17 protein-coding genes are annotated in these 23,165 nt (G+C 72.3%); 4 read left to right on the top strand and 13 right to left on the bottom strand.

Translation table 11 applies throughout. The features are described from left to right. Positions 1-36: 36 nt before the first annotated feature. Together ACIBK5_RS37600 and ACIBK5_RS37595 are read left to right on the top strand one after the other, a co-directional pair. The gene (locus tag ACIBK5_RS37600; protein WP_399026970.1) at positions 37-1,305 is read left to right on the top strand and encodes an ATP-grasp domain-containing protein; all 1,269 of its coding nucleotides are present in this window, start codon (positions 37-39) and stop codon (positions 1,303-1,305) included. Further along, the gene (locus ACIBK5_RS37595; protein ID WP_399026968.1) at positions 1,305-2,573 is read left to right on the top strand and encodes an NAD(P)-binding domain-containing protein; all 1,269 of its coding nucleotides are present in this window, start codon (positions 1,305-1,307) and stop codon (positions 2,571-2,573) included. The genes ACIBK5_RS37600 and ACIBK5_RS37595 overlap by 1 nt, the downstream gene beginning before the upstream one ends. A gap of 188 nt (positions 2,574-2,761) precedes the next feature. Here the strand turns inward: ACIBK5_RS37595 and ACIBK5_RS37590 are convergent, their stop codons facing one another. The 11 genes from ACIBK5_RS37590 to ACIBK5_RS37540 all read right to left on the bottom strand — a co-directional run bounded on the left by ACIBK5_RS37590 (position 2,762) and on the right by ACIBK5_RS37540 (position 17,949). Beyond that, positions 2,762-3,481, bottom strand: a complete 720-nt coding sequence (locus ACIBK5_RS37590) for a chaplin (RefSeq protein WP_399026966.1) — start codon at positions 3,479-3,481, stop codon at positions 2,762-2,764. A gap of 147 nt (positions 3,482-3,628) precedes the next feature. Continuing rightward, positions 3,629-5,137 carry a von Willebrand factor type A domain-containing protein gene (locus tag ACIBK5_RS37585; RefSeq protein ID WP_399026964.1) on the bottom strand — a complete coding sequence of 503 codons (1,509 nt, stop codon included), beginning with the start codon at positions 5,135-5,137 and terminating at the stop codon, positions 3,629-3,631. A gap of 325 nt (positions 5,138-5,462) precedes the next feature. Continuing rightward, positions 5,463-6,329, bottom strand: coding sequence for an ABC transporter permease (locus ACIBK5_RS37580; RefSeq protein WP_399026962.1), 867 nt, complete (start codon positions 6,327-6,329; stop codon positions 5,463-5,465). Next, positions 6,326-8,983, bottom strand: coding sequence for a CocE/NonD family hydrolase (locus ACIBK5_RS37575; RefSeq protein ID WP_399026961.1), 2,658 nt, complete (start codon positions 8,981-8,983; stop codon positions 6,326-6,328). The genes ACIBK5_RS37580 and ACIBK5_RS37575 overlap by 4 nt, the downstream gene beginning before the upstream one ends. Positions 8,984-9,181: 198 nt before the next feature. Further along, entirely contained in the window at positions 9,182-10,573 is a 1,392-nt protein-coding gene (locus ACIBK5_RS37570; RefSeq protein ID WP_399026959.1) for an APC family permease, read from the bottom strand. A 194-nt stretch (positions 10,574-10,767) separates the two neighbouring features. Continuing rightward, positions 10,768-12,270: a CoA-acylating methylmalonate-semialdehyde dehydrogenase gene (gene mmsA / locus ACIBK5_RS37565; protein ID WP_399026957.1), complete on the bottom strand. Its 1,503-nt coding sequence runs from the start codon at positions 12,268-12,270 to the stop codon at positions 10,768-10,770. Positions 12,271-12,284: 14 nt separating this feature from the next. Beyond that, positions 12,285-14,165, bottom strand: a complete 1,881-nt coding sequence (gene iolD / locus ACIBK5_RS37560; RefSeq protein WP_399026955.1) for a 3D-(3,5/4)-trihydroxycyclohexane-1,2-dione acylhydrolase (decyclizing) — start codon at positions 14,163-14,165, stop codon at positions 12,285-12,287. Beyond that, the gene (gene iolB, locus ACIBK5_RS37555; RefSeq protein WP_399026953.1) at positions 14,162-14,974 is read right to left on the bottom strand and encodes a 5-deoxy-glucuronate isomerase; all 813 of its coding nucleotides are present in this window, start codon (positions 14,972-14,974) and stop codon (positions 14,162-14,164) included. Before iolB ends, iolD begins: the two co-directional genes overlap by 4 nt. Before the next feature lie 10 nt (positions 14,975-14,984). Further along, entirely contained in the window at positions 14,985-15,875 is an 891-nt protein-coding gene (locus tag ACIBK5_RS37550; RefSeq protein WP_399026951.1) for a deoxyribose-phosphate aldolase, read from the bottom strand. After that, positions 15,872-16,822: a 5-dehydro-2-deoxygluconokinase gene (gene iolC / locus ACIBK5_RS37545; RefSeq protein ID WP_399026949.1), complete on the bottom strand. Its 951-nt coding sequence runs from the start codon at positions 16,820-16,822 to the stop codon at positions 15,872-15,874. Before iolC ends, ACIBK5_RS37550 begins: the two co-directional genes overlap by 4 nt. Before the next feature lie 230 nt (positions 16,823-17,052). Next, positions 17,053-17,949, bottom strand: coding sequence for an alpha/beta hydrolase (locus ACIBK5_RS37540; protein WP_399026948.1), 897 nt, complete (start codon positions 17,947-17,949; stop codon positions 17,053-17,055). Positions 17,950-18,066: 117 nt separating this feature from the next. Between ACIBK5_RS37540 and ACIBK5_RS37535 the strand changes: the two genes are divergently transcribed. Continuing rightward, complete coding sequence (locus ACIBK5_RS37535; RefSeq protein WP_399026946.1) at positions 18,067-19,101, top strand: PucR family transcriptional regulator; 1,035 nt, start codon at positions 18,067-18,069, stop codon at positions 19,099-19,101. A 314-nt stretch (positions 19,102-19,415) separates the two neighbouring features. Further along, positions 19,416-19,616, top strand: coding sequence for an AlpA family transcriptional regulator (locus ACIBK5_RS37530; protein WP_215121270.1), 201 nt, complete (start codon positions 19,416-19,418; stop codon positions 19,614-19,616). 34 nt (positions 19,617-19,650) lie between these two features. Here ACIBK5_RS37530 and ACIBK5_RS37525 read toward each other — a convergent pair whose 3' ends face one another. Beyond that, positions 19,651-20,694 (bottom strand): zinc-dependent alcohol dehydrogenase family protein, encoded by a 1,044-nt coding sequence (locus ACIBK5_RS37525; protein ID WP_399026943.1) that lies wholly within the window; start codon positions 20,692-20,694, stop codon positions 19,651-19,653. Positions 20,695-20,829: 135 nt separating this feature from the next. Beyond that, the gene (locus tag ACIBK5_RS37520; RefSeq protein WP_399026942.1) at positions 20,830-23,040 is read right to left on the bottom strand and encodes an MMPL family transporter; all 2,211 of its coding nucleotides are present in this window, start codon (positions 23,038-23,040) and stop codon (positions 20,830-20,832) included. Between the last annotated feature and the right edge of the window lie 125 nt (positions 23,041-23,165).

The raw sequence follows: 23,165 nt of genomic DNA, 5'->3' as shown, positions 1-23,165 counted from the left end.
TGCGGGTGAGCCGACCGAAAAAGAAAGAGAGAATTCGTGTCGCTGCTCGACACCCGCGTCCCCGCTGTAGTAATGCGGATCGACCGGAACCCTTTTCATCACGGAACACTGGGGGCCGCGCGTTCGCTCGGCAGGGCGGGCGTGGAGGTGCACGTCGTCGCTGATTCCGCGGGAAGTCCCGTCGGCGCGTCACGCTACGTACGCCATATGCATTCCCCGCCGCTCCCGGGGGCCTCCCCCGACGACATCCTCGCCGTGCTGCGCCGCGTGGCGGAGCACATCGGGCGGCCCGCCGTCCTGGTCCCGATGGACGACGCGAGCGCGATCGCCGTGGGGCGGATGCGGGACGAACTCGCCCCCTCCTATCTGCTGCCGGCGATGCCGGGCACCCTGGCCGAGCGCGTCGCCGACAAGGCGGAACTGGCCGCCGTGTGCGCGGCCGTCGACGTCCCGTACCCGGAGACGCTGGTCCCGGACAGCCCCGCGGAGGTCGCCGACGCCATGCGGCGGCTCGGGCTGCCGGTGGTGGCGAAGTGGAGCCGGCCCTGGCTGCTGCCCGCCGGCAGCGGGCTGCGCAGCACGGTGCTGGTGAAGTCCGTGCAGCAGGCCCGGGAGCTGTTCCTGCGCACCGGCGAGGCGGGCAGCCGGCTGCTGCTCCAGGCGTATCTGGCACCGGGGCCGGACCGGGACTGGTTCTTCCACGGCTACGCCGACCACGCGGGGACCGTGCGCGGGGGCGGACCCGGCCGCAAGCACCTTGCCTGGCCGCGCGGGGCCGGGCTGACCGCGGTGGGCTGCTGGACGCCCAACGCACAGGTGCAGGCGCTGGCCGAGCGGCTCACCGACGAACTGGGATACCGGGGCATCTTCGACCTCGACTTCCGCCGCTGCGGCACGACGGGCCGCTACCACCTGCTCGACTTCAACCCGCGCACCGGCGCCCAGTTCCGGCTCTTCGCGGACAGCGCGGGTCTCGACGTCGTACGGGCCCTGCACCTGGACATGACGGGCCGTCCGCAGCCGGAGGGGTCCCCGCTGGCGGGGCGGACGTTCGTCGTGGAGAACTACGCGCCGCTGGCCGCCCTGAGCGCGGCGCCGGGCGGCCGCGAACGCGAACTGGCCTGGTACGCCGGGGACGACCGCTCCCCCGGACGGGTCATGTGGGCCCTGTGGTGCCGGCATGTGTCCCGCCGGCTGCGTGAACGGCTGGGCACGACGACGCCGGCGGTGGCGGCGCCGGAGCCCCGGCTGATCCCCCGGGCGGCCTCGCCCTCCCTGACCGACAACGAGAAAGCGAGCAGTTGATGGTGTACGACCTTCTGGTGGTGGGCGCAGGCCCGTACGGCCTGTCGATCGCGTCCCACGCCGCGGCCGCCGGGCTGAACCTGCGCGTGTTCGGCCGGCCCATGGCGTCCTGGCGGGACAACATGCCCCGCGGCATGTTCCTGAAGTCGGAACCCTGGGCGTCCAACCTCTCCGACCCGGCCGGGCGGTGGCGTCTGGACGTCTACTGCGCGGAGCAGGGGCTGACGGCGCGTCACGCGAAGCCGATCCCCGTCGAGGCGTTCGCGCAGTACGGCCTGTGGTTCGCGCGCAACGCCGTACCAGGGGTGGACGAGCGCACGGTGACCCGCGTGTCGGCCGGGCCCGGCGGCTTCACGGCGGTCGCCGAGGACGGGGAGGAGGTGCACGCGCGGGCGGTGGCCCTGGCGGTCGGTGTGATGCCGTTCGTCGAGGTACCGCAGGCCCTGCGCGGACTGCACCCCGCGCTCGTGACGCACAGCAGCCACCACAGCGATCTCGACCGGTTCCGCGGCAAGGACGTCACGGTGATCGGCGGCGGTCAGGCGGCCCTGGAGACGGCGGCGCTGCTCGCCGAACAGGGCACGCGCGTGCGGGTGCTGGCCCGGGCGGAACAGCTGGTGTGGAACGATGTGCCGCCGGCCTGGGAGCGCCCCTGGTGGCAGTCGGCCCGCTCCCCGCACAGCGGCCTCGGCCCCGGCTGGCGGAACTGGTTCTACGCGGAGCGCCCGGGCCTGTTCCGGCGGCTGCCGGAGCCGACCCGGGCACGCATCGCGACGACCGCGCTGGGTCCTGCGGGCGCCTGGTGGGTGCGGGACCGGGTGGAGGGTGTGGTGGAGCTGCTGCCGGGCCATGAGGTCGCCGCGGCCTCCGCGGTGCCGGGCGGGGTCCGGCTGGACACGGTGAGCCGTACGGGCGCCCCGCGCAGCCTGGAGACCGAACACGTCATCGCCGCCACGGGGTTCCGGGCACGCTGCGACCGGCTCGGACTGCTCGCCCCCGAGCTGCGCGGCACGCTGACGGCGCTGCCCGACGGCTCCCCTGAGGTCGGGCACAGCTTCGAGTCCTCCCACCCGGGCCTGTTCCTCGCGGGCCTGGTGACGGCCTCGGGCTTCGGCCCGGCGATGCGCTTCGTCCAGGGCGCGGCCTTCACGGCGTCGACGCTCGTCGCGGGGGTCCGCCGCCGGCTCGGGGCGCTGCCGGCGGCCGGAACCGTCCCCGCGCCGGTGGACGGCAACCGGAGCGAGTCGGTGTCGCCGGTACACCGCTGACGGGGCACCGCACGGTGGCCGACGGGCCGCTGACGGCTACGGAGCCGTCAGCGGCCCTTCCCGTGCGGGGACCCGCGGCCGGGGCATGCGGGGTGGGGGGGACGGCCGACACCCCCCGGATCATGATCGACGGGGGGCGCGGGTGGGGCGCGGGTGCCGGACGGGTCGCGTCCGGCACCCGGGAACAGCTATCGGGACGAGGTGGTGCGCCCGCGGCGGTACATGATCACTCCGCCGACGATCAGGGCGGCGCTGGCGGCCGACGCGGCGGCCAGGGCCTCACTGCCGGTCTCGGCCAGCTGGGGCAGCGGGCCCTCCTCCACTTCCTCCTCCTCGGAGGTGGACGAGGTCTCGGTGTCCGGAGTGGTGGAGTCCGGGGTCTCGTGGTCCGGCCTGGAGGGGACCTCCTTGACCGGAGGCGTCTTCTCCTCGTCCGTCGACGGGGTGTCGTGGCCGTGGTCGTGACCGTAGCCGCCACCGGACGACTCGTTCTCGCAGTCGTTGCCGTACGCCGTGTTGAACAGCGCACCGCCGTTGACGGAGTTGCCGCACACGTTCGTGGGCGCGTCGACCGGCAGCTGCACGTTGTTCCCGGAACCCACACCGGGAGAGCCCTTCACGACCGCGGACGCGTCCGCGCCCGCGCCGTGGCCCTTCGACTTGTGCGAGGTGTTCTTGCAGGAGTTGCCGATCGCCTTGTTGAGCGCCGCGAGTCCGTTGACGGTGTTGCCGCACAGGTTCACCGGCACGTGGACCGGCACCTGGACGCTGTTCCCGGAGAGCACGCCAGGGGAGTCCTTCGCCACGCCGGACGCGTCGGCGTCAGCCAGAGCGGGGCTGCCGTACAGGGACAGAATCCCCGTGGCGGCGGCCGCCGCGAACGCTCCCTTGCTCAGGGTCTGTCGCAATGTAGTTGTCCTCCTGCTTGAAGAATGGGGCAGCGGTGAAAGATCGCAGCGCCGCCCGCTCTACTGCCTCATCAACCCGGCACGGGAGGATTGGTTCCGCAGGTTCACCCGGTTGGCCCGCCGTGCGGGGGAAGGCCGGCAGGCTTCTCAGTCCCGCCCTCGGCCCGCCCGTCCGATCGCCTCGGCGAGGTCGTCCACGGCCCTGTCCCCGGTACGGTCCGCCAACGCGCGGGCGCGGTCGGCGAGTTCGCCGAAGCCGGCCGGGGCTCCCGGGAGACCGTCTGCTCCCGAGCGGAGGGCGTCGGCGAAGTAGGCCGCCGTCGCGGTGACCTGGAAGCGGCTCGGGGCGTCCCGCAGGGAGTCGTGCAGGGCGTCGGCCTCGATGTCGCCCGACTCCTCGTGGGGGGCGCGGCTGTCCGGGTCGAGCCAGCGGACGGTGGCGGTGGCGAGATGGCCCTCGGCGCCCGGCTCGGTGCGGACGGCGTACAGGGCGGTGACGGTGTGGCCGGGGCCGACCTCGCCGCCGTCGACCCGGTCGTCGCGGAAGTCCTCGTCGGCGACGCGGCGGTTGTCGTAGCCGACCAGATGGAACTCCTCGACGGTCTCGGGGTCGAAGGCGACCTGGGCCTTGGCGTCGCGGGCCGTGAGGTCGATGTGGCGCGGGAGCTGCTCGCAGAAGACCTTGCGGGCCTCGCCCGGGTCGGACACGTACACGGTGTGGCCGTCGCCCTTGTCGGCGAGGTTCTCCATGAGGGCGTCGCCGTAGTCGCTGCCCACACCGACGCCGAAGAGGGTGATGCCGTGCTCGCGGCGTTCGCCGGAGATCCGCTCCAGGATGGCGTCGGCGTCGGTGTCGCCGGTGTTGGCGAGGGCGTCGGAGACCAGGACGACCCGGTTGGTGGCGCCCTCGCGCAGGCCCTCGACGGCCTGTTCGTAGCCGGTCTCGACGCCCGCGCCCAGGTTGGTGGAGTCCTGGATCTCCAGCTCTTCGATGGCGTCGTGGACCTCGTCGCGGTTGCCGTCGAGGCGGGTCATGGGCAGGACGGTCTCGGCCTCGTCGCTGAAGGCGACGAGGGCGACCGAGTCGTCGTCGCGCAGCCGGTCCGTCATCACGGCCAGGGACTCCTGGGCGAGGTCCAGGCGGCCCGGTTCGGCCATGGAGCCGGAGACGTCGATGACGAAGGTGAGGGCGGCGGGCGGGCGTTCGCCCGTGCGTTCCGCGGAGCGGGTGGCGAGACCGACGCGGACCAGGGACCAGTCCTCGTCGTCGGTGCGGGCGCCGTCGACGGTGACCGAGAAGCCGTCGCCGTCCGGGCGTTCGTAGTCCTGGCGGAAGCTGTTGACGAACTCCTCGGGGCGGATCGTCGAGGGGTCGGGGGACCGGCCGTCGGCGAGGGCACGGCGGGCGTAGTCGTAGGAGGCGGTGTCGACGTCGAGGGCGAAGGTGGAGAGGTGACCGGGGTCTTCCCGGCGGTCGTCCTCCTGCTCGCTGAGGTCGTCGCCGTACGTGGGCGCGGTCAGGCCCGAGCTGTAGCCGTCCCGGTCGGCGGCCTTGCCGCCCCCGGCGCTGTCGGCGCTTCCGCTGCAGGCGGTGAGCAGGAGTCCGCTCGCCGACGTCAGGGCGAGCAGCAGTTTTCGATTCCGGTACCGCTCCATCGTCGGTGCCCCCTGGGTCCGTTGGTGTCGGCTTCTTGCGACTGTGACGGGGCAGGGGGTGAGAACGTGCGGTACGGAGCGTTGCGGAAGCGTCTCGAAGCGGCCACGGGGACCGGCTTTCGAGACCGGTGGGTGATCCTCCGTTGACCTAAGGCCCTGTCGTCACATTCCCGCCTGCCTCGCGGCGCCTGGCACGCACGCTCGCCGCGTTGCCGAACCGCCCACGTGGCTCCGCCACGAGGGCGCTCCGGCGCCTTGCGATCGCACGCACCAGACACCGCGAGGCCCGCCCTCCGGGCGGACGACGGGAATGTGACGACAGGGCCTAGGAGACGACGTCCTTGCGGGCAAAACCTCGGAAGGCCAGGGCGAACAGCACGAGCGCGTACGTTACGGAGATCGACGTGCCCTGGATCATGTCCGACCACTCCAGTTGCGGGCGGACGGCGTCGAGCCAGGCGTACTGCCAGTGCGCGGGCAGGAAGTGGCGCCAGTCGCCGAGGGCCGTCACCTCGTCGAGGACGCTGCCGATGATGGTGAGGAACACCGCGCCGCCGACCGCGCCGAGCGGTGCGTCCGTCCGGGTCGACAGATAGAACGCCAGGGCGGCGGTGACCAGTTGGGACACCATGATGTACGCGACGACGATCAGGATGCGCTGGGCCGCCGTACCCGTGGACAGACTGCCGCCGGTGGGGAGTTCGAGCGGGCCCCAGCCGTAGGCCGCGGTACCGACGGCGAGGGCGACGACCGGGAGCAGGACCATCGCCGCGAAGCTCAGGGTGAGTCCGACGGCGAGCTTGGACCACAGCAGCCGGGCCCGGGGCACGGGCGCGGCGAGCAGATAGCGCAGGGAGGACCAGCTGGCCTCCGAGGCGACCGTGTCCCCGCAGAACAGGGCGACGGGGATGACCAGCAGGAACCCGGCGGCGGAGAAGAGGTTGACCGCGGCGAAGTTGGCGCCGGACGCGGTCGCGGTGTCCATGAGGTTCACGCGGTTGTTGTTGCCGCCCGGGGCGCCGCCGACCTGGAAGGCGATGAGCAGGATGACCGGCAGGGCGAACAGGACGCCGCCCATGACCATCGTGCGGCGCCGCTTGAGCTGCCGGACCAGCTCGACGCGGAAGGGCAGGGTGCGGCCCGCGCGGTAGCCGTCGGCGACCTCGACGGGCGGCTCGGCGAGCTTGCTCATGCTTCGGCTCCGATCAGGGTGAGGAAGGCGTCCTCCAGGCGGCGGTGGGGGCCGACCGACCGCACCGGTACGTCGAGACGTACGAGTTCGGCGACCAGGCGCTGCGGGGAGCCGTCGGCGTCGAGCTGGACCAGGAGGCCCTCGTCGGTGCGTACGGCCGAGGCGACGCCCGGCAGGGCGGTGACCTTCTCCACGACCGGCTCGTCCACGGGCGTGGCCGTGCCGACCAGCAGCGTGTCGCCCGAGCCGACGATGTCCTCGACCGGGCCCGCCTGGACGAGCTGTCCGTGGTCCATCACGACCAGGTGGGTGCAGGTCTGCTCCACCTCGGCGAGGAGGTGGCTGGAGACGATGACCGTGCGGCCCGCGGCGGCGTAGCGGATCATCACCTCGCGCATCTCGCGGATCTGCGGCGGGTCCAGGCCGTTGGTCGGTTCGTCGAGGATGAGCAGGTCCGGCAGGCCGAGCATGGCCTGGGCGATGGCGAGGCGCTGGCGCATGCCCTGGGAGTAGGTGCGCACGGCACGGGCGAGCGCGTCGCCGAGGCCCGCGATCTCCAGGGCCTCCTCCATGTGCGCGTCCTCGGCGGGGCGGCCGGTGGCGCGCCAGTACAGCTCCAGGTTCTCGCGTCCGGACAGATGCGGCAGGAAGCCCGCGCCCTCGACGAAGGCGCCGACCCGGGAGAGGACCGGGGCGCCCGCGCTGATGGCGTGGCCGAAGACGCGGATCTCGCCGCCGTCCGGCCTGATCAGGCCCATCAGCATGCGCAGGGTGGTCGTCTTCCCCGCTCCGTTGGGGCCGAGGAGGCCCAGCACCTGGCCCTTCTCCACGCGGAAGGAGAGCTCCTTGACCGCGTACCGGTCGGCGGACTTGGCGTAGCGCTTGCTCAGGTCGGTGATCTGGAGGGGGACTTCGGCGAGCGCCGGGTCCGGCGGGGCGGGGGCCGCGGTGCGGCGACGGCCCGTGATGATCAGGGCCAGGGCGATCACGCCGCCGGCGATGGGCATCCACCACACCCAGGCGGGCAGCCCGCCCTCGGTGTCGCGCTGGCCGAGTGCCGAGGGGACCTTCAGATCTCCCTTGAGGGAGACGGTGTACGTCGCCGGGGAGACCGGGGAGGCGTAGCCGAGGTCCGTCGACGCGAGGACCAGACGCAGCCGGTGACCGTCGTCGATCTCGTGGTCGATCGCCGGGAGGGTGATGGTGACGTCCTTGCCCGCCTTGGCGCCCTCGACCCTCAGGGGCGTGACGAGCTGGGAGGGCAGGACCTGCTGGGAGGCGCCGCCCGGGCCGACGTCGTAGACCTTCGCGAAGAGCACGGCGTCGTCGCTGGTGGACTTCACGTGGACGGTGGCGGTGGGCGAGCCGGTGATCTGGACGTCTTCGCCGAAGGGCTTCGACTCGAACGCGGCGAACTGGCCGGGGAAGTCCAGCGAGATGCCGATGCCGAGCGTGGAGAGCTGGCTGAGGCCGCCGGCGCCGCCGAGGCCGGGCAGGGCGGAGACGCCGGGCGGGCTGGCGCCGGGCGGGTTGTCGAAGCTCTGCTCACGGCCGGCCAGGGCGATGGAGCGCTGCTCGGCCTCAAGGCCGGGGTAGCGGTCCGAGGTCACGCCGGTCAGGCGGGGTTCGCCGTCGCCCGAGCCCGTGCCGAGGGTGCGGGTGACGCGGAAGGCGGGGCCGGTGTCGGCTGCCTTGTCGTCCTTCAGGTAGCGGTCGAACCAGGTCGTGACGCGGTCCTGGACGCGGCCGGTCTCCATGTCGCCGCCGTCGTGGCCGCCCGCGATCCAGTCGACGTCGACGGGTGCGCCGTTGGCGCGGATGGCCTTCGCGGCCTGGTCGGCCTGGCCGAGCGGGAAGAGGGAGTCGGACTGGCCCTGCATCAGCAGGGTCGGCACGTCGATGTCCTTGCCGACGGCGGACGGTGAGCGCTCCTCCAGCAGCTTGCGCGCCTCGGCGTCGGGTGTGCCCGACTCGGCGACCCGCTCGTACATCCGGCACAGCGCGGGTTCGAACTTCTCGCAGCCGCCGCCGGAGTTGACGAAGATGCCGGCCCACAGCTTCTTGAACACGCCGTTCGGGAACAGCGCGTCGGCGAGGTTCCAGTAGGTGATCGCCGGGGCGATGGCGTCGACGCGGTCGTCGTGGCCCGCCGTCAGCAGCGCGATGGCGCCGCCGTAGGAGCCGCCGGCCATGCCCACGCGTGGATCTCCGGCCTTGTCGAGCTCGACCTGGGGCTGCTTCGCGAGCCAGTCGATGAGCTTCGAGACATCGGCGACCTCGCCCTTGGGGTCGTTCAGCCCGATCTTCCCGTTCGACTTGCCGAATCCGCGCGCCGACCAGGTCAGCACCGCGTAGCCGTCTCTGGCGAGGCCCTCGGCCTGCTGCCGTACGTCGTTCTTGCTGCCGCCGAAGCCGTGGCCGAGCAGCACGGCGGGGCGGCGGCCGTCGCCGCCGGAGGTGAAGTACGACGTGTCGACGCGCACGCCGTCGCCGGTGGCCAAGGTCCGGTCTTCGCGGTGGACGGGGGGCGTCTCGTCGTTCGCGACGGCCGTCCACGTTCCCGCGCCCGCGAGCACGACGACGGCGGCCCCGGCGGCGAGGAGCCTCCGGGGCCTCCGAAGCAGCCCGTGGAGTCCGGGCAGTCGAAGATCCATGCGTCAACGGTACGGGGTCAACCTGTCGAACAGTTGTCGACCGGAGGCCGAAGTGAGGGCCATTCCAGGGGTGTACACGGGGTTTCGGCGTACTGCGGGTGGTGTACGGCTTCGAGCTCGGCGGGGGCTGTGCGGTACCAGGTGCGGGTGCGTTGTGGCTTGTCGCGCAGTTCCCCGCGTCCTTGGAAAAGCAGGCCCTCACGCCTCCGGAATCGAGACCAGCCAGCGCGTTTCCCTGCGCGGGCGCAGGTACAGCGCCCAGTACAGGGTCGCCGCGGCCGTGATGCCGCCTGTCCAGAGGAGGTACGTCGGGTCCTGCTGGATCAGGACGTAGAGCAGGACCGCGATCAGCAGGAGTGGGGCCGTCGGCCACAGGGGCATGCGCCAGGCCTGGGTGTGGCGGTGGGGGCCGCGGCGGGTGCGCAGGGCGGCGATCGCGACCAGGAGGTACATGCCGGTGACCGAGACGCCTGTGACGCCGTACAGGGTGTCCAGGTTCACGAAGCACAGGGCCGCGCCGGGGACGCCCACGGCGAGGGTGGAGACCCAGGGGGAGCCGAAGCGGCCGAGGCGGGAGAAGAGGGTGTTCACCGGGTCCGGCCAGGCCTTGTCGCGGGCCGAGGCGAACAGGACGCGGGAGTTCTGGATGACCATGACGATCCCGGCGTTGATGATCGCCAGGGCCACGCAGAGGCTGACGAACGTGCCGACGGCCGAGTTGGACCAGGCGGTGACCATGGTGCCGATGTCGCCGCCGGTCAGGGCGGCGAGGTCGGGCGCGCCCAGGGTGATCGCGGCGACCGGGACCAGGATGATCACGGCGGAGATGGCGAGGGTGGCGAGGACCGTGCGGGCGACCGTGCGGCGCGGGTTCTCCAGTTCCTCGGAGAGGTAGACGGCGGTGGAGAAGCCCTGGGTGACGAACAGGGCGATCGCGAGGCCGGAGACCACCAGGAGGGCCGTCACCGTGTCCGGGGTGCCGTTCGGGCCCGCCACCTCCATCGAGACCAGGCTCCCGGTGCCGCGTTCCGCGTGGGTGAAGCCCAGTACCGCCACGACGGCCGCCGCGATGACCTCCAGGACCAGGAAGACGCCGGTGATCCAGGCGTTGGCGCGCAGGTCGAGCAGGCCGGCGAGGGTGGCGAGCAGCATGACCGAGGCGCCCGTCCAGGACGGGTCGAGGTGGGCGACCGGGGCGAGGTAGTCGGCCGTGCCCATCGCGATGACCGGCGGGACGATCATCACGACCAGGAGCGAGAGGACGAAGACGAGCCAGCCGGCGAGGCGCCCGGCCATCGTCGAGACCATCGCGTACTCGCCGCCGGCGCTGGGGATGAGGGTGCCCAGCTCCGCGTAGCAGAACGCCACCGCGACGCAGAGCAGCGAGCCGACGGCGATGGTGAGGGCGGTGGCGGTGCCGAGCGAGCCGAAGAGGTCCGGGACGACCACGAAGAGGGTCGACGCGGGGGTCACGCAGGAGAGGGTGAGAAGGGTGCCGCCGACGACTCCGATGGAGCGCTTGAGCTTCCTGGGGTGACTGTCCGGCGCGTGCGCCACGGCTGTCTCGACAGGGCGGAGCGTGTCGGTCATGCGGCGATTCCCATCGGCTCGGCGGTGGATGTGCGCAGCATCGAACCCCGACGAAAAGCAGCACGTCAATGCCTCTTTGCCTGCGAAATCCGCAGCAGAAAGGCGATCTGACTGTCTTTTTGAGCACCCTGAGGTCAGTGGGAACAGGTCCGGGGGCGCCTGCGAGAACCGCAGGCGCCCCCGGAGAAAAAAACTCAGTGGTTGCGCGGGAAGCCCAGGTCGACGCCCGCCGGGGCGTCGGCCGGGTCCGGCCAGCGGGTGGTGACGACCTTGCCACGGGTGTAGAAGTGCGTGCCGTCGTTGCCGTAGATGTGGTGGTCGCCGAAGAGCGAGTCCTTCCAGCCGCCGAAGGAGTGGTAGCCCACGGGGACCGGGATCGGTACGTTCACGCCGACCATGCCGGCCTCGACCTCCAGCTGGAAGCGGCGGGCGGCGCCGCCGTCCCGGGTGAAGATCGCGGTGCCGTTGCCGAACGGCGAGGCGTTGATCAGGTCCAGCGCCTCCTCGTAGGTCTCGGTGCGCAGCACGGTCAGCACCGGACCGAAGATCTCGTCCTGGTAGGCCTTCGCGGACGTGGGCACCTTGTCGAGCAGCGAGATGCCGATCCAGTGGCCGTCCTCGAAGCCGTCGACCGTGTAGCCGGTGCCGTCCAGGACCACCTCGCAGCCCTCGGCCGCCGCGCCCTCGACGTACGACGCCACCTTGTCGCGGTGCACGGCCGTGATCAGCGGGCCCATCTCGGAGGTCGGGTCGTCGCCGGGGCCGATCTTGATCTTCTCGGCGCGCTCGCGGATCTTCTCCACCAGTTCGTCGCCGATCGAACCGACCGCGACGACGGCGGAGATGGCCATGCAGCGCTCGCCCGCCGAACCGTAGGCGGCGGACACGGCGGCGTCGGCCGCGGCGTCCAGGTCGGCGTCCGGGAGCACCAGCATGTGGTTCTTGGCGCCGCCCAGGGCCTGGACGCGCTTGCCGTTCGCGGAGGCCGTGGTGTGGATGTAGCGGGCGATCGGGGTCGAGCCCACGAAGGAGACGGCCTTGACGTCCGGGTGCTCCAGGAGGCGGTCGACGGCCACCTTGTCGCCGTGGACGACGTTGAACACGCCGTCCGGCAGCCCAGCCTCCGCCAGCAGTTCGGCGATCTTGAGGGAGGCCGACGGGTCCTTCTCGGACGGCTTCAGCACGAACGTGTTGCCGCACGCGATGGCGATGGGGAACATCCACATCGGCACCATCGCCGGGAAGTTGAACGGCGTGATGCCCGCGACGACCCCGAGCGGCTGGCGGATGGACGAGACGTCCACGCGGCTCGCGACCTGCGTCGACAGCTCGCCCTTCAGCTGGACGTTGATGCCGCAGGCCAGGTCGACGATCTCCAGGCCGCGGGCCACCTCGCCGAGCGCGTCGCTGTGCACCTTGCCGTGCTCGGCGGTGATCAGCTCGGCGATGGCGTCCCGGTTGGCGTCGAGCAGCGCCCGGAACTTGAAGAGGATCGAGGTCCGCTGGGCCAGCGAGGACTGGCCCCAGGTGGCGTAGGCCTCCTTGGCGGCGGCGACCGCCGCGTCCACCTCGTCCACCGAGGCGAACGCGACCTTCGTCGTCACCGCGCCGGTCGCCGGGTTGGTCACCGGCCCGTGCGCGCCCGAGGCGCCTTCGACGGTCTTGCCGCCGATCCAGTGGTTGACGATCTTCGTCATGGCCGGGAACTCCTTCACAGATGGCGGCGTCGGGTGGAGACGTGCCGTTCGTACAGCTCACGTGCCTTGACCGCGGACGGCCGTGTCGCGGTCTCGGCCACAGGTACATCCCACCAGGCCTGCGCGGGAGGCGCGCCCGACACTGTGTCTGCCGTTTGGGTCTCGACGTAGACACATGTGGGAGTGTCGGCGGCCCGGGCCTGAGCGAGCGCCTCACGCAGGTCCCGTACGGTCTTCGCGCGCAGCACGCGCATGCCGAGGCTGGCCGCGTTGGCGGCGAGGTCCACCGGCAGCGGCGGCCCCGTGTACGTGCCGTCCTCGGACGGGTAGCGGTAGGCGGTGCCGAACCGCTCTCCGCCGACCGACTCGGACAGCCCGCCGATGGAGGCGTAGCCGTGGTTCTGGATGATCAGGACCTTGATCGCGATGCCCTCCTGCACGGCCGTCACGATCTCGGTCGGCATCATCAGATACGTGCCGTCGCCGACCAGCGCCCACACGGGCCGGTCGGGGGCGGCCAGCTTCACGCCGATCGCGGCCGGGATCTCGTAGCCCATGCAGGAGTAGCCGTACTCCAGGTGGTACTGGTCGCAGGAGCGCGTCCGCCACAGTTTGTGCAGGTCGCCGGGGAGGGAACCGGCGGCGTTGATGATGATGTCCGACTCGTCGGCGAGGGCGTCCAGGGCGCCGAGGACCTGCGGCTGGGTCGGGCGGGTGTCCGGTTCGTCCACCTCGTAGCAGGCGTCGACGCGCTGCTCCCAGCGCTCCTTGTCCTCGGTGTACTCGGTGGCGTACGAGTCGGCGACCCGGTACGCGTGCAGCCGGAGGGCCTCGGTGAGTTCCGTGAGACCGCTGCGGGCGTCGGCGACGAGGGGCTGCCCGGCGAGCTTGTGGCCGTCGAAGGACGCGATGTTGAGGTTGAGGAACCGGACGTTCTCCCCGGCGAAGAGGGTGCCGGAGGCGGTGGTGAAGTCGGTGTACCTGGTCCCCACGCCGATCACCAGGTCGGCGGTGCGGGCCAGCTCGTCCGCCGTCGCCGTGCCGGTGTGGCCGACGCCGCCGACGTCCTGGGGGTGGTCGTGGCGCAGGGAGCCCTTGCCCGCCTGGGTGGAGGCGACCGGGATGCCGGTGGTCTCCACGAACTCGGCGAGTGCCTCCTCGGCGCGGCTGTGGTGGACGCCGCCGCCCGCGACGACCAGGGGCCTGGCCGCCGCGCGGATGATCCCTACCGCCTCGGCGAGTTCCGTCGGGTCGGCGCCGGGACGCCGTACGGTCCAGACGCGCTCGGCGAAGAACTCCTCGGGCCAGTCGTACGCCTCGGCCTGCACGTCCTGGGGCAGGGCGAGAGTGACGGCGCCGGTCTCGACGGGGTCGGTGAGGACGCGCATCGCGTTCAGCGCGGAGGGGATCAGGGCCTCCGGCCGGGTGATCCGGTCGAAGTACCTCGACACCGGGCGCAGACAGTCGTTGACCGACACATCGCCCGCGTACGGCACTTCGAGCTGTTGCAGGACCGGGTCGGCGGGGCGGGTCGCGAACACGTCGCCGGGCAGGAGCAGCACCGGCAGGTGGTTGACGGTCGCGAGGGCGGCGCCGGTGACCAGGTTGGTGGCGCCCGGGCCGATGGAGGTCGTGACCGCGTGCGTGGACAGCCGGTTGGACTGCCGGGCGTAGCCGACGGCGGCGTGCACCATGGCCTGTTCGTTGCGGCCCTGGTGGTACGGCATCGCGTCGGGGTACTCCAGGAGCGCCTGCCCGACACCGGCGACGTTGCCGTGGCCGAAGATGCCCCAGGTGGCGCCGATGAGCCGCTGCCGTACGCCGTCGCGTTCGGTGTACTGGGCGGCGAGGAAACGAACCAGCGCTTGCGCGACGGTCAGCCGGGTCGTCGTCATCGGTACCCCTCCGTATGGTCCGGGTGGAAGCAGATCCGCCACTCCCTCGTGTCACCCGGACCCGCCATGACATTCAGGTAGTACATGTCGTGGCCGGGCTGGGCGATGGACGGGCCGTGCCATCCGTCGGGGACGAGGACGGCGTCGCCGGAGCGGACCTCCGTGAGGACGTCGGAGCCGCCCTCACGCGAGGGGAATACGCGCTGATAGCCGAAACCGTTCGGCCCGTCGATCTCGAAGTAGTAGATCTCCTCCAGCTCCGACTCCTCGCCGGGGCGGTGCTCGTCATGCTTGTGCGGCGGGTACGAGGACCAGTTGCCGCCGGGGGTGATCACCTCGACCGCGATGAGCTTGTCGCAGTCGAAGGCGTCGGCCGAGGCGAAGTTGCGGACGTGCCGCAGGCTGGTGCCGCTGCCACGCTGCTCGACGGGGACCTCCGGCGCGGGGCCGTAGCGGGCGGGGAGTTGTCGCTCGCACTTCGCTCCTGCCAAAGCAAAGCGGCCTCCCGCGCCGGAGGCGATCTGGGCCCGGGTGTCACGGGGCGCGTACGCGAAGTCGGTGGCCGACGCGAACACGCTCCTCCTGCCCGAGAGGTGGAACTCCTCGTCTTCGACGCGCACGGTGCACGCGCCCTTCAGGGGCAGCACGATCCACTCGCTGTCCCCGGTGGTGAAGGTGTGGGTGCCGCCCGGTGCCAGCTCCACGATCCGCAGGCTGCAGTGCGTCCAGCCGGCCCGCTTGGGGTCGATGTCCAGGACGTAGTTCACATCACCGGTGGTGCCCTTGGGAACGTACAGCTCACTGGTCATGAAGCGGCCCTCACAGGAGTCCTACGGCGGTGTCCACGGCGGCGGCCACATCGCCGTCCGCCGGGTACAGCAACGAACGGCCGACCACCAGCCCCCGCACGGTGGGCAGTTGGAGGGCGCCGCGCCACTTCTCGTACGCCCCGGCCTGGTCCTCGGCGGAGCCGCCCACCTCACCGCCGAGCAGGACGGCGGGCAGTGTGGAAGCCGCCATGACCTCGGCCATGTCGTCGGGGTTGTCGGTGACCGGCACCTTCAGCCAGGTGTAGGCGGAACTGCCTCCCAGGCCGGAGGCGATGGCGATCGACTTGGTGACGGCCTCGGCGGAGAGGTCGTTGCGCAGTCGGCCCGTCTCGTCGCGGCGGGAGATGAACGGCTCGACGAAGACGGGGAGCCGCCGGGCGGCCATGGCGTCGATCGCGCGGGCGGTGGACTCCAGGGTGGTGAGGGAGCCCGGGTCGTCGTAGTCGACGCGCAGGAGCAGCTTGCCCGCGTCGAAGCCGAGGCGCTCGATGTCCTCGGGGCGGTGGCCGGTGAAGCGGTCGTCGAGTTCGAAGCTCGCGCCCTGGAGGCCGCCCCGGTTCATCGAGCCCAGGACGACCTTGCCGTCGAGGGCGCCGAGCAGCAGCAGGTCGTCGAGGATGTCGGCGGTGGCGAGGACGCCGTCCACACCGGGGCGGGACAGGGCCAGGCAGAGGCGTTCGAGGAGGCCGGCGCGGTTGGCCATGGCCATGCTGCGGCCGCCGACGCCGAGGGCGCCGCGGGCCGGGTGGTCGGCGGCGACGATCATCAGCCGGCCGTTGTCGTTCAGCAGGGGCCGGCGGGGGCGGCGGGCGGCGGCCTCGGCGATCGCCTCCGGGTGGTGGCTGCGGATGCGGACGAGTTCGGAGACGTCGACGGTCACTTGACGGCCCCCGCGGTGACGGCCGCCTCGATCTCGCCCGGGGTGGGCATCGCGGAGGAGCACTCCAGGCGGGAGGCGACGATGGCGCCGGCGGCGTTGGCGTGCCGCATGGTCTTCTCCAGGTCCCAGCCGGCCAGCAGGCCGTGGACCAGGGAGCCGCCGAAGGCGTCGCCCGCGCCCAGTCCGTTGAGGACGTTCACGGGGAGCGGCGGGACCTCGGCTTGGTCCCCCTTGCTGTTGACGGCCAGAACGCCCTTGGGCCCCTGCTTGACGACGGCGAGCTCCACGCCCGCGTCGAGGAGGGCGCGGGCGGCGGCGTGGGGTTCGCGCACGCCGGTGGCGACCTCCACCTCGTCGAGGTTGCCGACCGCGACGGTGGTGTGGCGCAGGGCCTCCGCGTAGAAGGGGCGGGCCGCCTCCGGGTCGCTCCAGAACATCGGGCGCCAGTCGAGGTCGAAGACCGTCGTGCCGGACTTGGCGCGGTGGGCGAGGGCCGCGAGGGTCGCCGTGCGGCTCGGCTCCTCGCTCAGGCCCGTGCCGGTGACCCAGAAGACGCGGGCGTCGCGGAGGGCGTCGAGGTCGAGCTCGTGGGCGTCGATCTCCAGGTCGGGGGCCTTGGGGCGGCGGTAGAAGTACAGCGGGAAGTCGTCCGGCGGGAAGACCTCGCAGAAGGTGACGGGAGTGGGGAGGCCGGGGACCGGGGTGACCCAGCGGTCGTCCACGCCGAAGTCCTTCAGGGCCTGGTGGAGGTAGGTGCCGAAGGGGTCGTCGCCGGTGCGCGTGATCACCGCGGTCCGCCGTCCCAGGCGGGCCGCGGCGACCGCGACGTTCGTCGCCGAGCCGCCGAGGAACTTGCCGAAGGACGTGACCTGCGGCAGCGGGACGCCCGTCTGGAGCGGATACAGATCCACTCCGATCCGCCCCATGGTGATCAGGTCGTACGCCATCGGATACCCCTCGGTGTCGGCTCTCCCCGGTGTTGTAGCCCCCTTCCCGAAGCCCTGTCAATGTTTTGTCCGGACATTCGGACCAGATCATGACAGCGCTTTCCGCGTGTCCTGGTCCGGGTCTCACGGAGTCGTGCTGTCAGGCCTCGATGCCGGTCCGCTTCTCCAGACGGCTGCCGCGCGGCAGGGTGACGGACATGATGTCGCCGGGGGTCTCCACCGCGATGTGTTCACTCGGCCAGGGCGCGGCGCAGGGCCGCGGTGAGTTCGGCGAGCTGCCGCTGGGAGATGTCGGCGGAGAGGATCGCCTGGGAGCCGTGGAAGGTCCCGGGCCACTGGTGCAACTCGACCGGGACGCCCGCCTGGAGCAGGCGCAGCGCGTACTCGATGCCCTCGTCGCGGTTCGGGTCGAACTCCGCTGTGGCGACGTAGGCCGGGGGCAGACCGGACAGGTCGGCGGCCCGGGACGGTGCGGCGTACGGCGTGGCGGGCGTGGCGCCCAGGTAGTGCTCCAGCGCCGCGGCCCGTACGGCACGCGTGTTCCAGGGCGTGTCGGTGAAGTTGCGCGCCGACCACGTCTGCTGCCGGTCGTCGAGAATCGCCTCGTTGAGCAGCTGGAAGCGGATCGACGGCCCTCGCTCGTCACGCGCCCGCAGCGCCACCGCCGCCGCGAGGTTCGCACCGCAGCTGTGTCCGCCGACCGCGATCCGGTCCGGGTCGATGCCGAGTTCGGCCGCGTGCCCGGCGGCCCAGGTCAGGACGGCCCAGGCATCGTCCAGGGCGGCCGGGAACCGGTGCTCGGGGGCCAGTCGGTACCCCACCGAGATCACCACCGCGCCGGAGGCGGCCGCGATCCGGGCGGCCCAGTGGCGGTCGGTGTCCAGATCGCCCATGACCCATGCACCGCCGTGCAACCAGACGAGAGTGGCCCGTGCCCCGGCCGGACGGTAGATCCGCACCGGCACGTCCGGATCGCCGGGCACCGTGCGGGCCTCGATCTCCAGGCCGGTGGTGTCCGGCGCCGGCGCCGCGGCGGCACGCTCGGCGTAGTTCTCGCGCGCGATGGCCGGATCGGTCAGGTCGGGGCCGGCGAGCATCGGGATGAAGGGTTCGAGTTCGGGATCCATGCCGACATCCTCACGGCCGTCCGCCCCGGGATCACCCGCCAACTGTCGGGCGTTCCAGCCCTGTTGCGCGCCGCCCGGCGCCTGTCCTCCCCGCGAGAGGGCACCTATCCTCCCGCCATGGAGGCACTGGCCCAACGGCTGTCCCAACTGGACCCGCACGCCCAGGGCGCGATCCGCGTCATCGCGTTCTACGACACCCTGATGCGCCGGCGCGTGGACCTCCCGGCGCTGGCCCGGGCCTCGGCGGGGCTGGCCGAATGCACGGCCGGTATCCGGTTGCACGGCACGGGGCGGGCCATCCGCGTCTCGCCCGACGGCCGGGACGTCCCCGCCCCGCCCGCACCCGCTTCCACCACGGTGCCGATCACCCTCGACGAGGAGGAGATCGGCACGGTGTGGCTGGAGCGGCCCGGCACACCCCTGCCGCTCGACGAGGTGCTGCTGGACCGCCTCGCCCTCGCCACCGCCGCGGTCGTCGAGCGCTACGGGCCCGCCCGCACCACCATGGCCGACCCCGCCCTCGTCGAACTGGCCGTCAGCTCCGACTGCGACGAGGCGGGCAGAGCCCGGGCGTTACGGCTCCTGGGTTTCGCCGCCGACCTGCCGGTCCGGGTCGTCGCCGTACGGTCGCGGCTTCCGCTCGACCGGATCGGCGTTCTGCTCTGCCCGTCCCGCCCGGTGAAGGCGGCGCCCCTCGCCGATGTGGGTGTCATCCTGGCCACCACGGTGGACCGGGCCCGGTTCCCGGACGGCGTCCGCGCGGGCATCGGCGCCGCCGAGAGCCCCGACCGGTCCTGGCAGCAGGCCCGCACCGCCCTCCGCTTCACCACTGCGCGCCGGCCGGTCGTCGACCACGACAGCCTGGGGGCGCTGGCCCTGCTCGCCCGGGTGCCCCCGGACGCCGCGCGGGACAACGCCGACGTGGCCGCGATCGCCCGCGTCGCCGAGAGCCCGGAGGACCTGGAGACCCTGGACGCCTACTGCGCCACCGGCTCCCTGCGCCGCGCCGCCGACCTGCTCCATCTGCACCACAGCAGCGTCGCCCGCCGGCTCGAGCAGATCGGAAAGACCCTGGGAATCGAACTCACCGAGCCCGCCGGCCTGTTGCGTGCCGGCCTGGCCCTCACGACCTGGCGCCTCCTCGACGGCTGAGGCGCCGTGCACGAGCCGACGCCCCGGTGCCGCCTCAAAGTGCCGCCTCAAAGTGCCGCGCCAAGGTGCCGCGTCAAGCTGCCCCGCCGACGATCCGGCGCGCGCCTTTGCCCCGGCTGTGTCACAAACGCCCCCTTCCTGTCACACATGTCGCGCGTCCACAGGTCTTCCGTCACACCCGGCCCACAGGCCCTGCCCCATGTCACCGAGCGTCGTTGACCGACCACAGGCTTGTTGATCGCCAGCGCAGCGCCCGGCTCCCCCGGACGGCCGTCCCCGGCCCCCGCCGAGGTGCGCGCGGGGAGGTGCACGTCATGACCGACCGAAAGCTCTGGTCGTACAAGGAGATCGCGGCACACATCAAGGTGCAGCCGGACACCGTGCGGTCCTACCGCAAGCACGGCCTGCTGCCACCGCCCGACCATGTCGAGAGCGGCAAGCCCTACTGGTACGCCGACACGGTCCGGGCCTGGGTCGCCTCCAGGCCCGGCAACCGCGGGCGAAGAGACGACTGACCGCTCGTCGCCGAGGCGCCGGAGTGCCGGGGCGTCAGCTCCACGGCTCGATGACCGTGGCCCCCGCTCCCGGCGCCGTCCCCATCGCCGCCAACGCGGCCGGAACCTCGTCCAGCGTGATCGTGGACGTCACCAGCAGATCGGGCCGCAGCACACCGCCACGGACCAGCTCCAGCATCGGCGGGTAGCAGTGCGCCGCCATGCCGTGGCTGCCGAGGAGTTCGAGTTCCAGGGCGATCACGCGGGCCATCGGGACGGGTGTCGTGCCGGTCGGTGAGGGCAGCAGACCGACCTGGACGTGCCGGCCGCGGCGGCGCAGGCCGTTCACCGAGGCGGCGCAGGTGGCGGGTGAGCCGAGGGCGTCGAGCGAGAGGTGGGCGCCGCCGCCGGTCAGGTCGCGGACCGCCGCCGCGGTGTCCGGCACGGCCGTGGCGTCCAGGCACCGCGTGGCTCCGAACTTCCTTGCCAGGTCCAGCGCCTGGGCCGATACGTCGACGGCCACGACCCGCGCTCCCGACGCCGCCGCGATCATCACCGCCGAGAGCCCCACCCCGCCGCAGCCGTGCACCGCGATCCACTCCCCCGCCGCGACCCGGCCCTGCCGCACCACCGCCCGGTACGCCGTGGCGAACCGGCAGCCGAGGGAGGCCGCCGTCGCGAAGGACAGCTCCCCGGGGAGCGCCACGAGGTTCACGTCGGCGTGGTCCAGCGCCACGTACTCGGCGAAGGAGCCCCAGTGCGTGAAGCCGGGCTGGGTCTGGTGCTCGCACACCTGGTGGTCGCCCGCCGCGCAGGACGGGCAGGTGCCGCAGGCGCAGATGAACGGCGCGGTGACCCGGTCGCCGGGCCGCCATCCGGTCACCCGGGCACCCACCGCCTCGACGACTCCGGCGAGTTCATGCCCGGGCACATGCGGCAGCGCGATGTCCGGGTCGTGGCCCTGCCAGCCGTGCCAGTCGCTGCGGCACAGGCCGGTGGCCTCGACCCGCACGACGACCCCGTGCTCCGCGGGTTCCGGATCCGCGACCTCCCGCACCTCGGCCACTTCCCCGTACCGCTCGAACACCACGGCCCGCATGATCCACCCGCCTTCTCGTTCATGTCCGGATCGCGCACGTCCGGATCGTGCCCGCCTGGATCAACCACGTCCAGGTCGCCCACGTCCGGATCGCCCACGTCCAGGGCCCCGAAGTACCCCTGCCTTCCCGGGCGGTCAGGCATGCGAGGCTCCGACCTTGTCTCTGGCCTCCTCACTCTCCTTCGCCGGTTCCGGTTCGCCCTCGCTCAGGCCGAAGCGCTCGTGGAAGCGGCGCAGCGGGCGCGGGGCCCACCAGGTGGCGCGGCCCGTGAGGCGCATGACCGCGGGGACCAGGAGACTTCGGACGATCATCGCGTCCATCAGGACCGCCAGCGCGATCCCCAGACCGAGCATCTTGGTGTTGGTCACCCGGGAGGTGCCGATCGCGACCATGACCACGGCCAGGATGACCGCCGCCGCGGTGATCAGCCCGCCCGTGCGCGCCAAGCCGTGCCGGACGGCCTGGTCGTGGTCGCCGGTGTGGTCGTACTCCTCCTTGATGCGGGAGAGCAGGAACACCCCGTAGTCCATGGACAGGCCGAAGGCCACACAGAACATCAGGACCGGCAGGGTCGTCTCTATGGAGCCGGGACTGGTGAAGCCGAGCAGGCCGGACAGGTGGCCGTCCTGGAAGACCCAGACGACCGCGCCGAACATGGCCGTCAGACTGAGTGCGTTGAGCACCACCGCCTGGATCGGTATGAGCACGCTGCCCGTGAGGAGGAAGACCAGGAGCAGGGTGACGATCGTGATGAAGACGGCCGCGAGCGGCAGGCGCTCCCCTATGGCGTCCTTGGAGTCGACCAGGACGGCCGCGGTGCCGGTCACCTCGGTGTCGAAGGGGGCCCGGACGTCCCGCAGTTCACCGACCAGGCGCTGGGCCGGATCGTCGACCGCCTCGCCCTTCGGCAGCACGGTGAAGTACGCCGAGTCGCCCTTCACCAGCGGCCCGTCGACCCGCTGCACATCGGGCAGGCCGGCGATCCGCTCCTTGTAGGCGCCGTACTGCGCCTCGGTCGCGCGGCCCTGGGCGAGCACTTCGAGGCCGCCGTCGGGGCTGCCGGGGAAGCCCTCCCGGATGTGCTGCTGCACGACATGGGACTCGGAGGTCGAGGGCAGCTGGCGGTCGTCCGCGGTGCCGAACCTGACGCCCAGGAAGGGCAGTCCGAGCAGGACGAGGACGGCTGTGGTGCCCAGGGCGAAGAACGGGGCGCGGCGCATCACGAGCGTCGCCGTACGCGCCCACGCTCTGCCCTCTTCCCCGGCGGGCTCCGGCCGGTGTCCGCGCCGGAACACGCGCCGCAGGTCCAGGGCGTTGACCCGGTGCCCGAGCAGCATCAGCGCCGCCGGGAGCAGGATCAGCGCGGCAGCCGCGGCCAGCAGCACCACGGCGATCCCGGCGTAGGCGAAGGACCGCAGGAAGTACTGCGGGAAGACCAGCATCGCGGCCAGCGACACCGCGACCGTGAGGGCGGAGAACAGCACCGTGCGGCCGGCGGTGCGCAGGGTCGTGCCGATCGCCGCCAAGGGCTCGGCGCCCGTGGACAGTTCCTCGCGGAAGCGGCGGACGATGAACAGCGCGTAGTCGACGGCGAGGCCGAGGCCGAGGGCCGTGGTGAGGTTGATCGCGAACACGGACACGTCGGTGAGCTCGGTCAGGCCGCGCAGGATCGCGTTGGTCCCGAGGATGGCGACGATGCCGATGCCGAGCGGCAGCAGGGCCGCGACCGCGCTGCCGAAGACCATCACCAGCAGCACGAGCGTCACCGGCAGGGCGATGAGCTCGGCCCGGGTCAGGTCCTCCTGGATGATCGTCTGCATCTCGTGCCGCACGGCGACCGGGCCGCCGACGGTGACCTCCACCGGGCCGTGCGCGCCGCGGTAGTGGGGCGCGATGCGCTCCAGGGTCTCGGCGGCGGTCTTCTCGTCGCCGGTGATACGGGCGGCTATCAGCGCCTCGTGGCCGTCCTCGGCGCGCAGGGCCGGGGCGCCTGACTGCCAGTAGGAGCCGACGCCGGTGATGCCCCGCTCGCTCGCCAGGCGCTGGGTGAGGCGCTTGGCCTCGGCGGCTACGGCCGGGTCGTCGACCGGGGCGTCGCCCGCGTCGACCAGGAGCAGCAGGTTGGGCTGGGAGCCCGGGAACTCGCGCTCCAGGGCCTTGGTCGCACGGGTGGACTCGGCGGCCGGATCCTCCCAGCCGCCGGCGCCGAGCCGGTCGGCGACGCCGCTGCCGGCCAGCACCGCGAGCGCGGTGATCACCAGCGCCACCAGCAGCGACAGTCTGGGCCTTGCGGTCACGAAGCGGGTCCAGCCGCCGGTGCGTGGTGGTGTGTTGACTTCGGTCATCGTGCGGTGTCCCCTTCACCGTGACCCGTGTCCAGGCGCAGCCTGACAGCACGGAGCTGCCATAGACTGGCAAACACGAGAGCTCGCTCGTATTTCTGGCTCCAGAATGCGAGCGGCCGCTCGCG

The organism is Streptomyces sp. NPDC050546, assembly GCF_044457425.1.
Lineage (GTDB): Bacteria > Actinomycetota > Actinomycetes > Streptomycetales > Streptomycetaceae > Streptomyces.
This window is presented reverse-complemented; position numbering and strand designations above follow the sequence as displayed.

What these genes read in the sequence shown, in the direction of transcription:
- ACIBK5_RS37575 (WP_399026961.1), bottom strand. Translation starts at nt 8,983, where the DNA reads ATGGATCTTCGACTGCCCGGACTCCACGGGCTGCTTCGGAGGCCCCGG.
- ACIBK5_RS37520 (WP_399026942.1), bottom strand. Translation starts at nt 23,040, where the DNA reads ATGACCGAAGTCAACACACCACCACGCACCGGCGGCTGGACCCGCTTC.
- ACIBK5_RS37570 (WP_399026959.1), bottom strand. Translation starts at nt 10,573, where the DNA reads ATGACCGACACGCTCCGCCCTGTCGAGACAGCCGTGGCGCACGCGCCG.
- ACIBK5_RS37580 (WP_399026962.1), bottom strand. Translation starts at nt 6,329, where the DNA reads ATGAGCAAGCTCGCCGAGCCGCCCGTCGAGGTCGCCGACGGCTACCGC.
- iolC (WP_399026949.1), bottom strand. Translation starts at nt 16,822, where the DNA reads ATGGCGTACGACCTGATCACCATGGGGCGGATCGGAGTGGATCTGTAT.
- iolD (WP_399026955.1), bottom strand. Translation starts at nt 14,165, where the DNA reads ATGACGACGACCCGGCTGACCGTCGCGCAAGCGCTGGTTCGTTTCCTC.
- iolB (WP_399026953.1), bottom strand. Translation starts at nt 14,974, where the DNA reads ATGACCAGTGAGCTGTACGTTCCCAAGGGCACCACCGGTGATGTGAAC.
- ACIBK5_RS37540 (WP_399026948.1), bottom strand. Translation starts at nt 17,949, where the DNA reads ATGGATCCCGAACTCGAACCCTTCATCCCGATGCTCGCCGGCCCCGAC.
- ACIBK5_RS37595 (WP_399026968.1), top strand. Translation starts at nt 1,305, where the DNA reads ATGGTGTACGACCTTCTGGTGGTGGGCGCAGGCCCGTACGGCCTGTCG.
- ACIBK5_RS37585 (WP_399026964.1), bottom strand. Translation starts at nt 5,137, where the DNA reads ATGGAGCGGTACCGGAATCGAAAACTGCTGCTCGCCCTGACGTCGGCG.
- ACIBK5_RS37530 (WP_215121270.1), top strand. Translation starts at nt 19,416, where the DNA reads ATGACCGACCGAAAGCTCTGGTCGTACAAGGAGATCGCGGCACACATC.
- ACIBK5_RS37535 (WP_399026946.1), top strand. Translation starts at nt 18,067, where the DNA reads ATGGAGGCACTGGCCCAACGGCTGTCCCAACTGGACCCGCACGCCCAG.
- ACIBK5_RS37525 (WP_399026943.1), bottom strand. Translation starts at nt 20,694, where the DNA reads ATGCGGGCCGTGGTGTTCGAGCGGTACGGGGAAGTGGCCGAGGTGCGG.
- mmsA (WP_399026957.1), bottom strand. Translation starts at nt 12,270, where the DNA reads ATGACGAAGATCGTCAACCACTGGATCGGCGGCAAGACCGTCGAAGGC.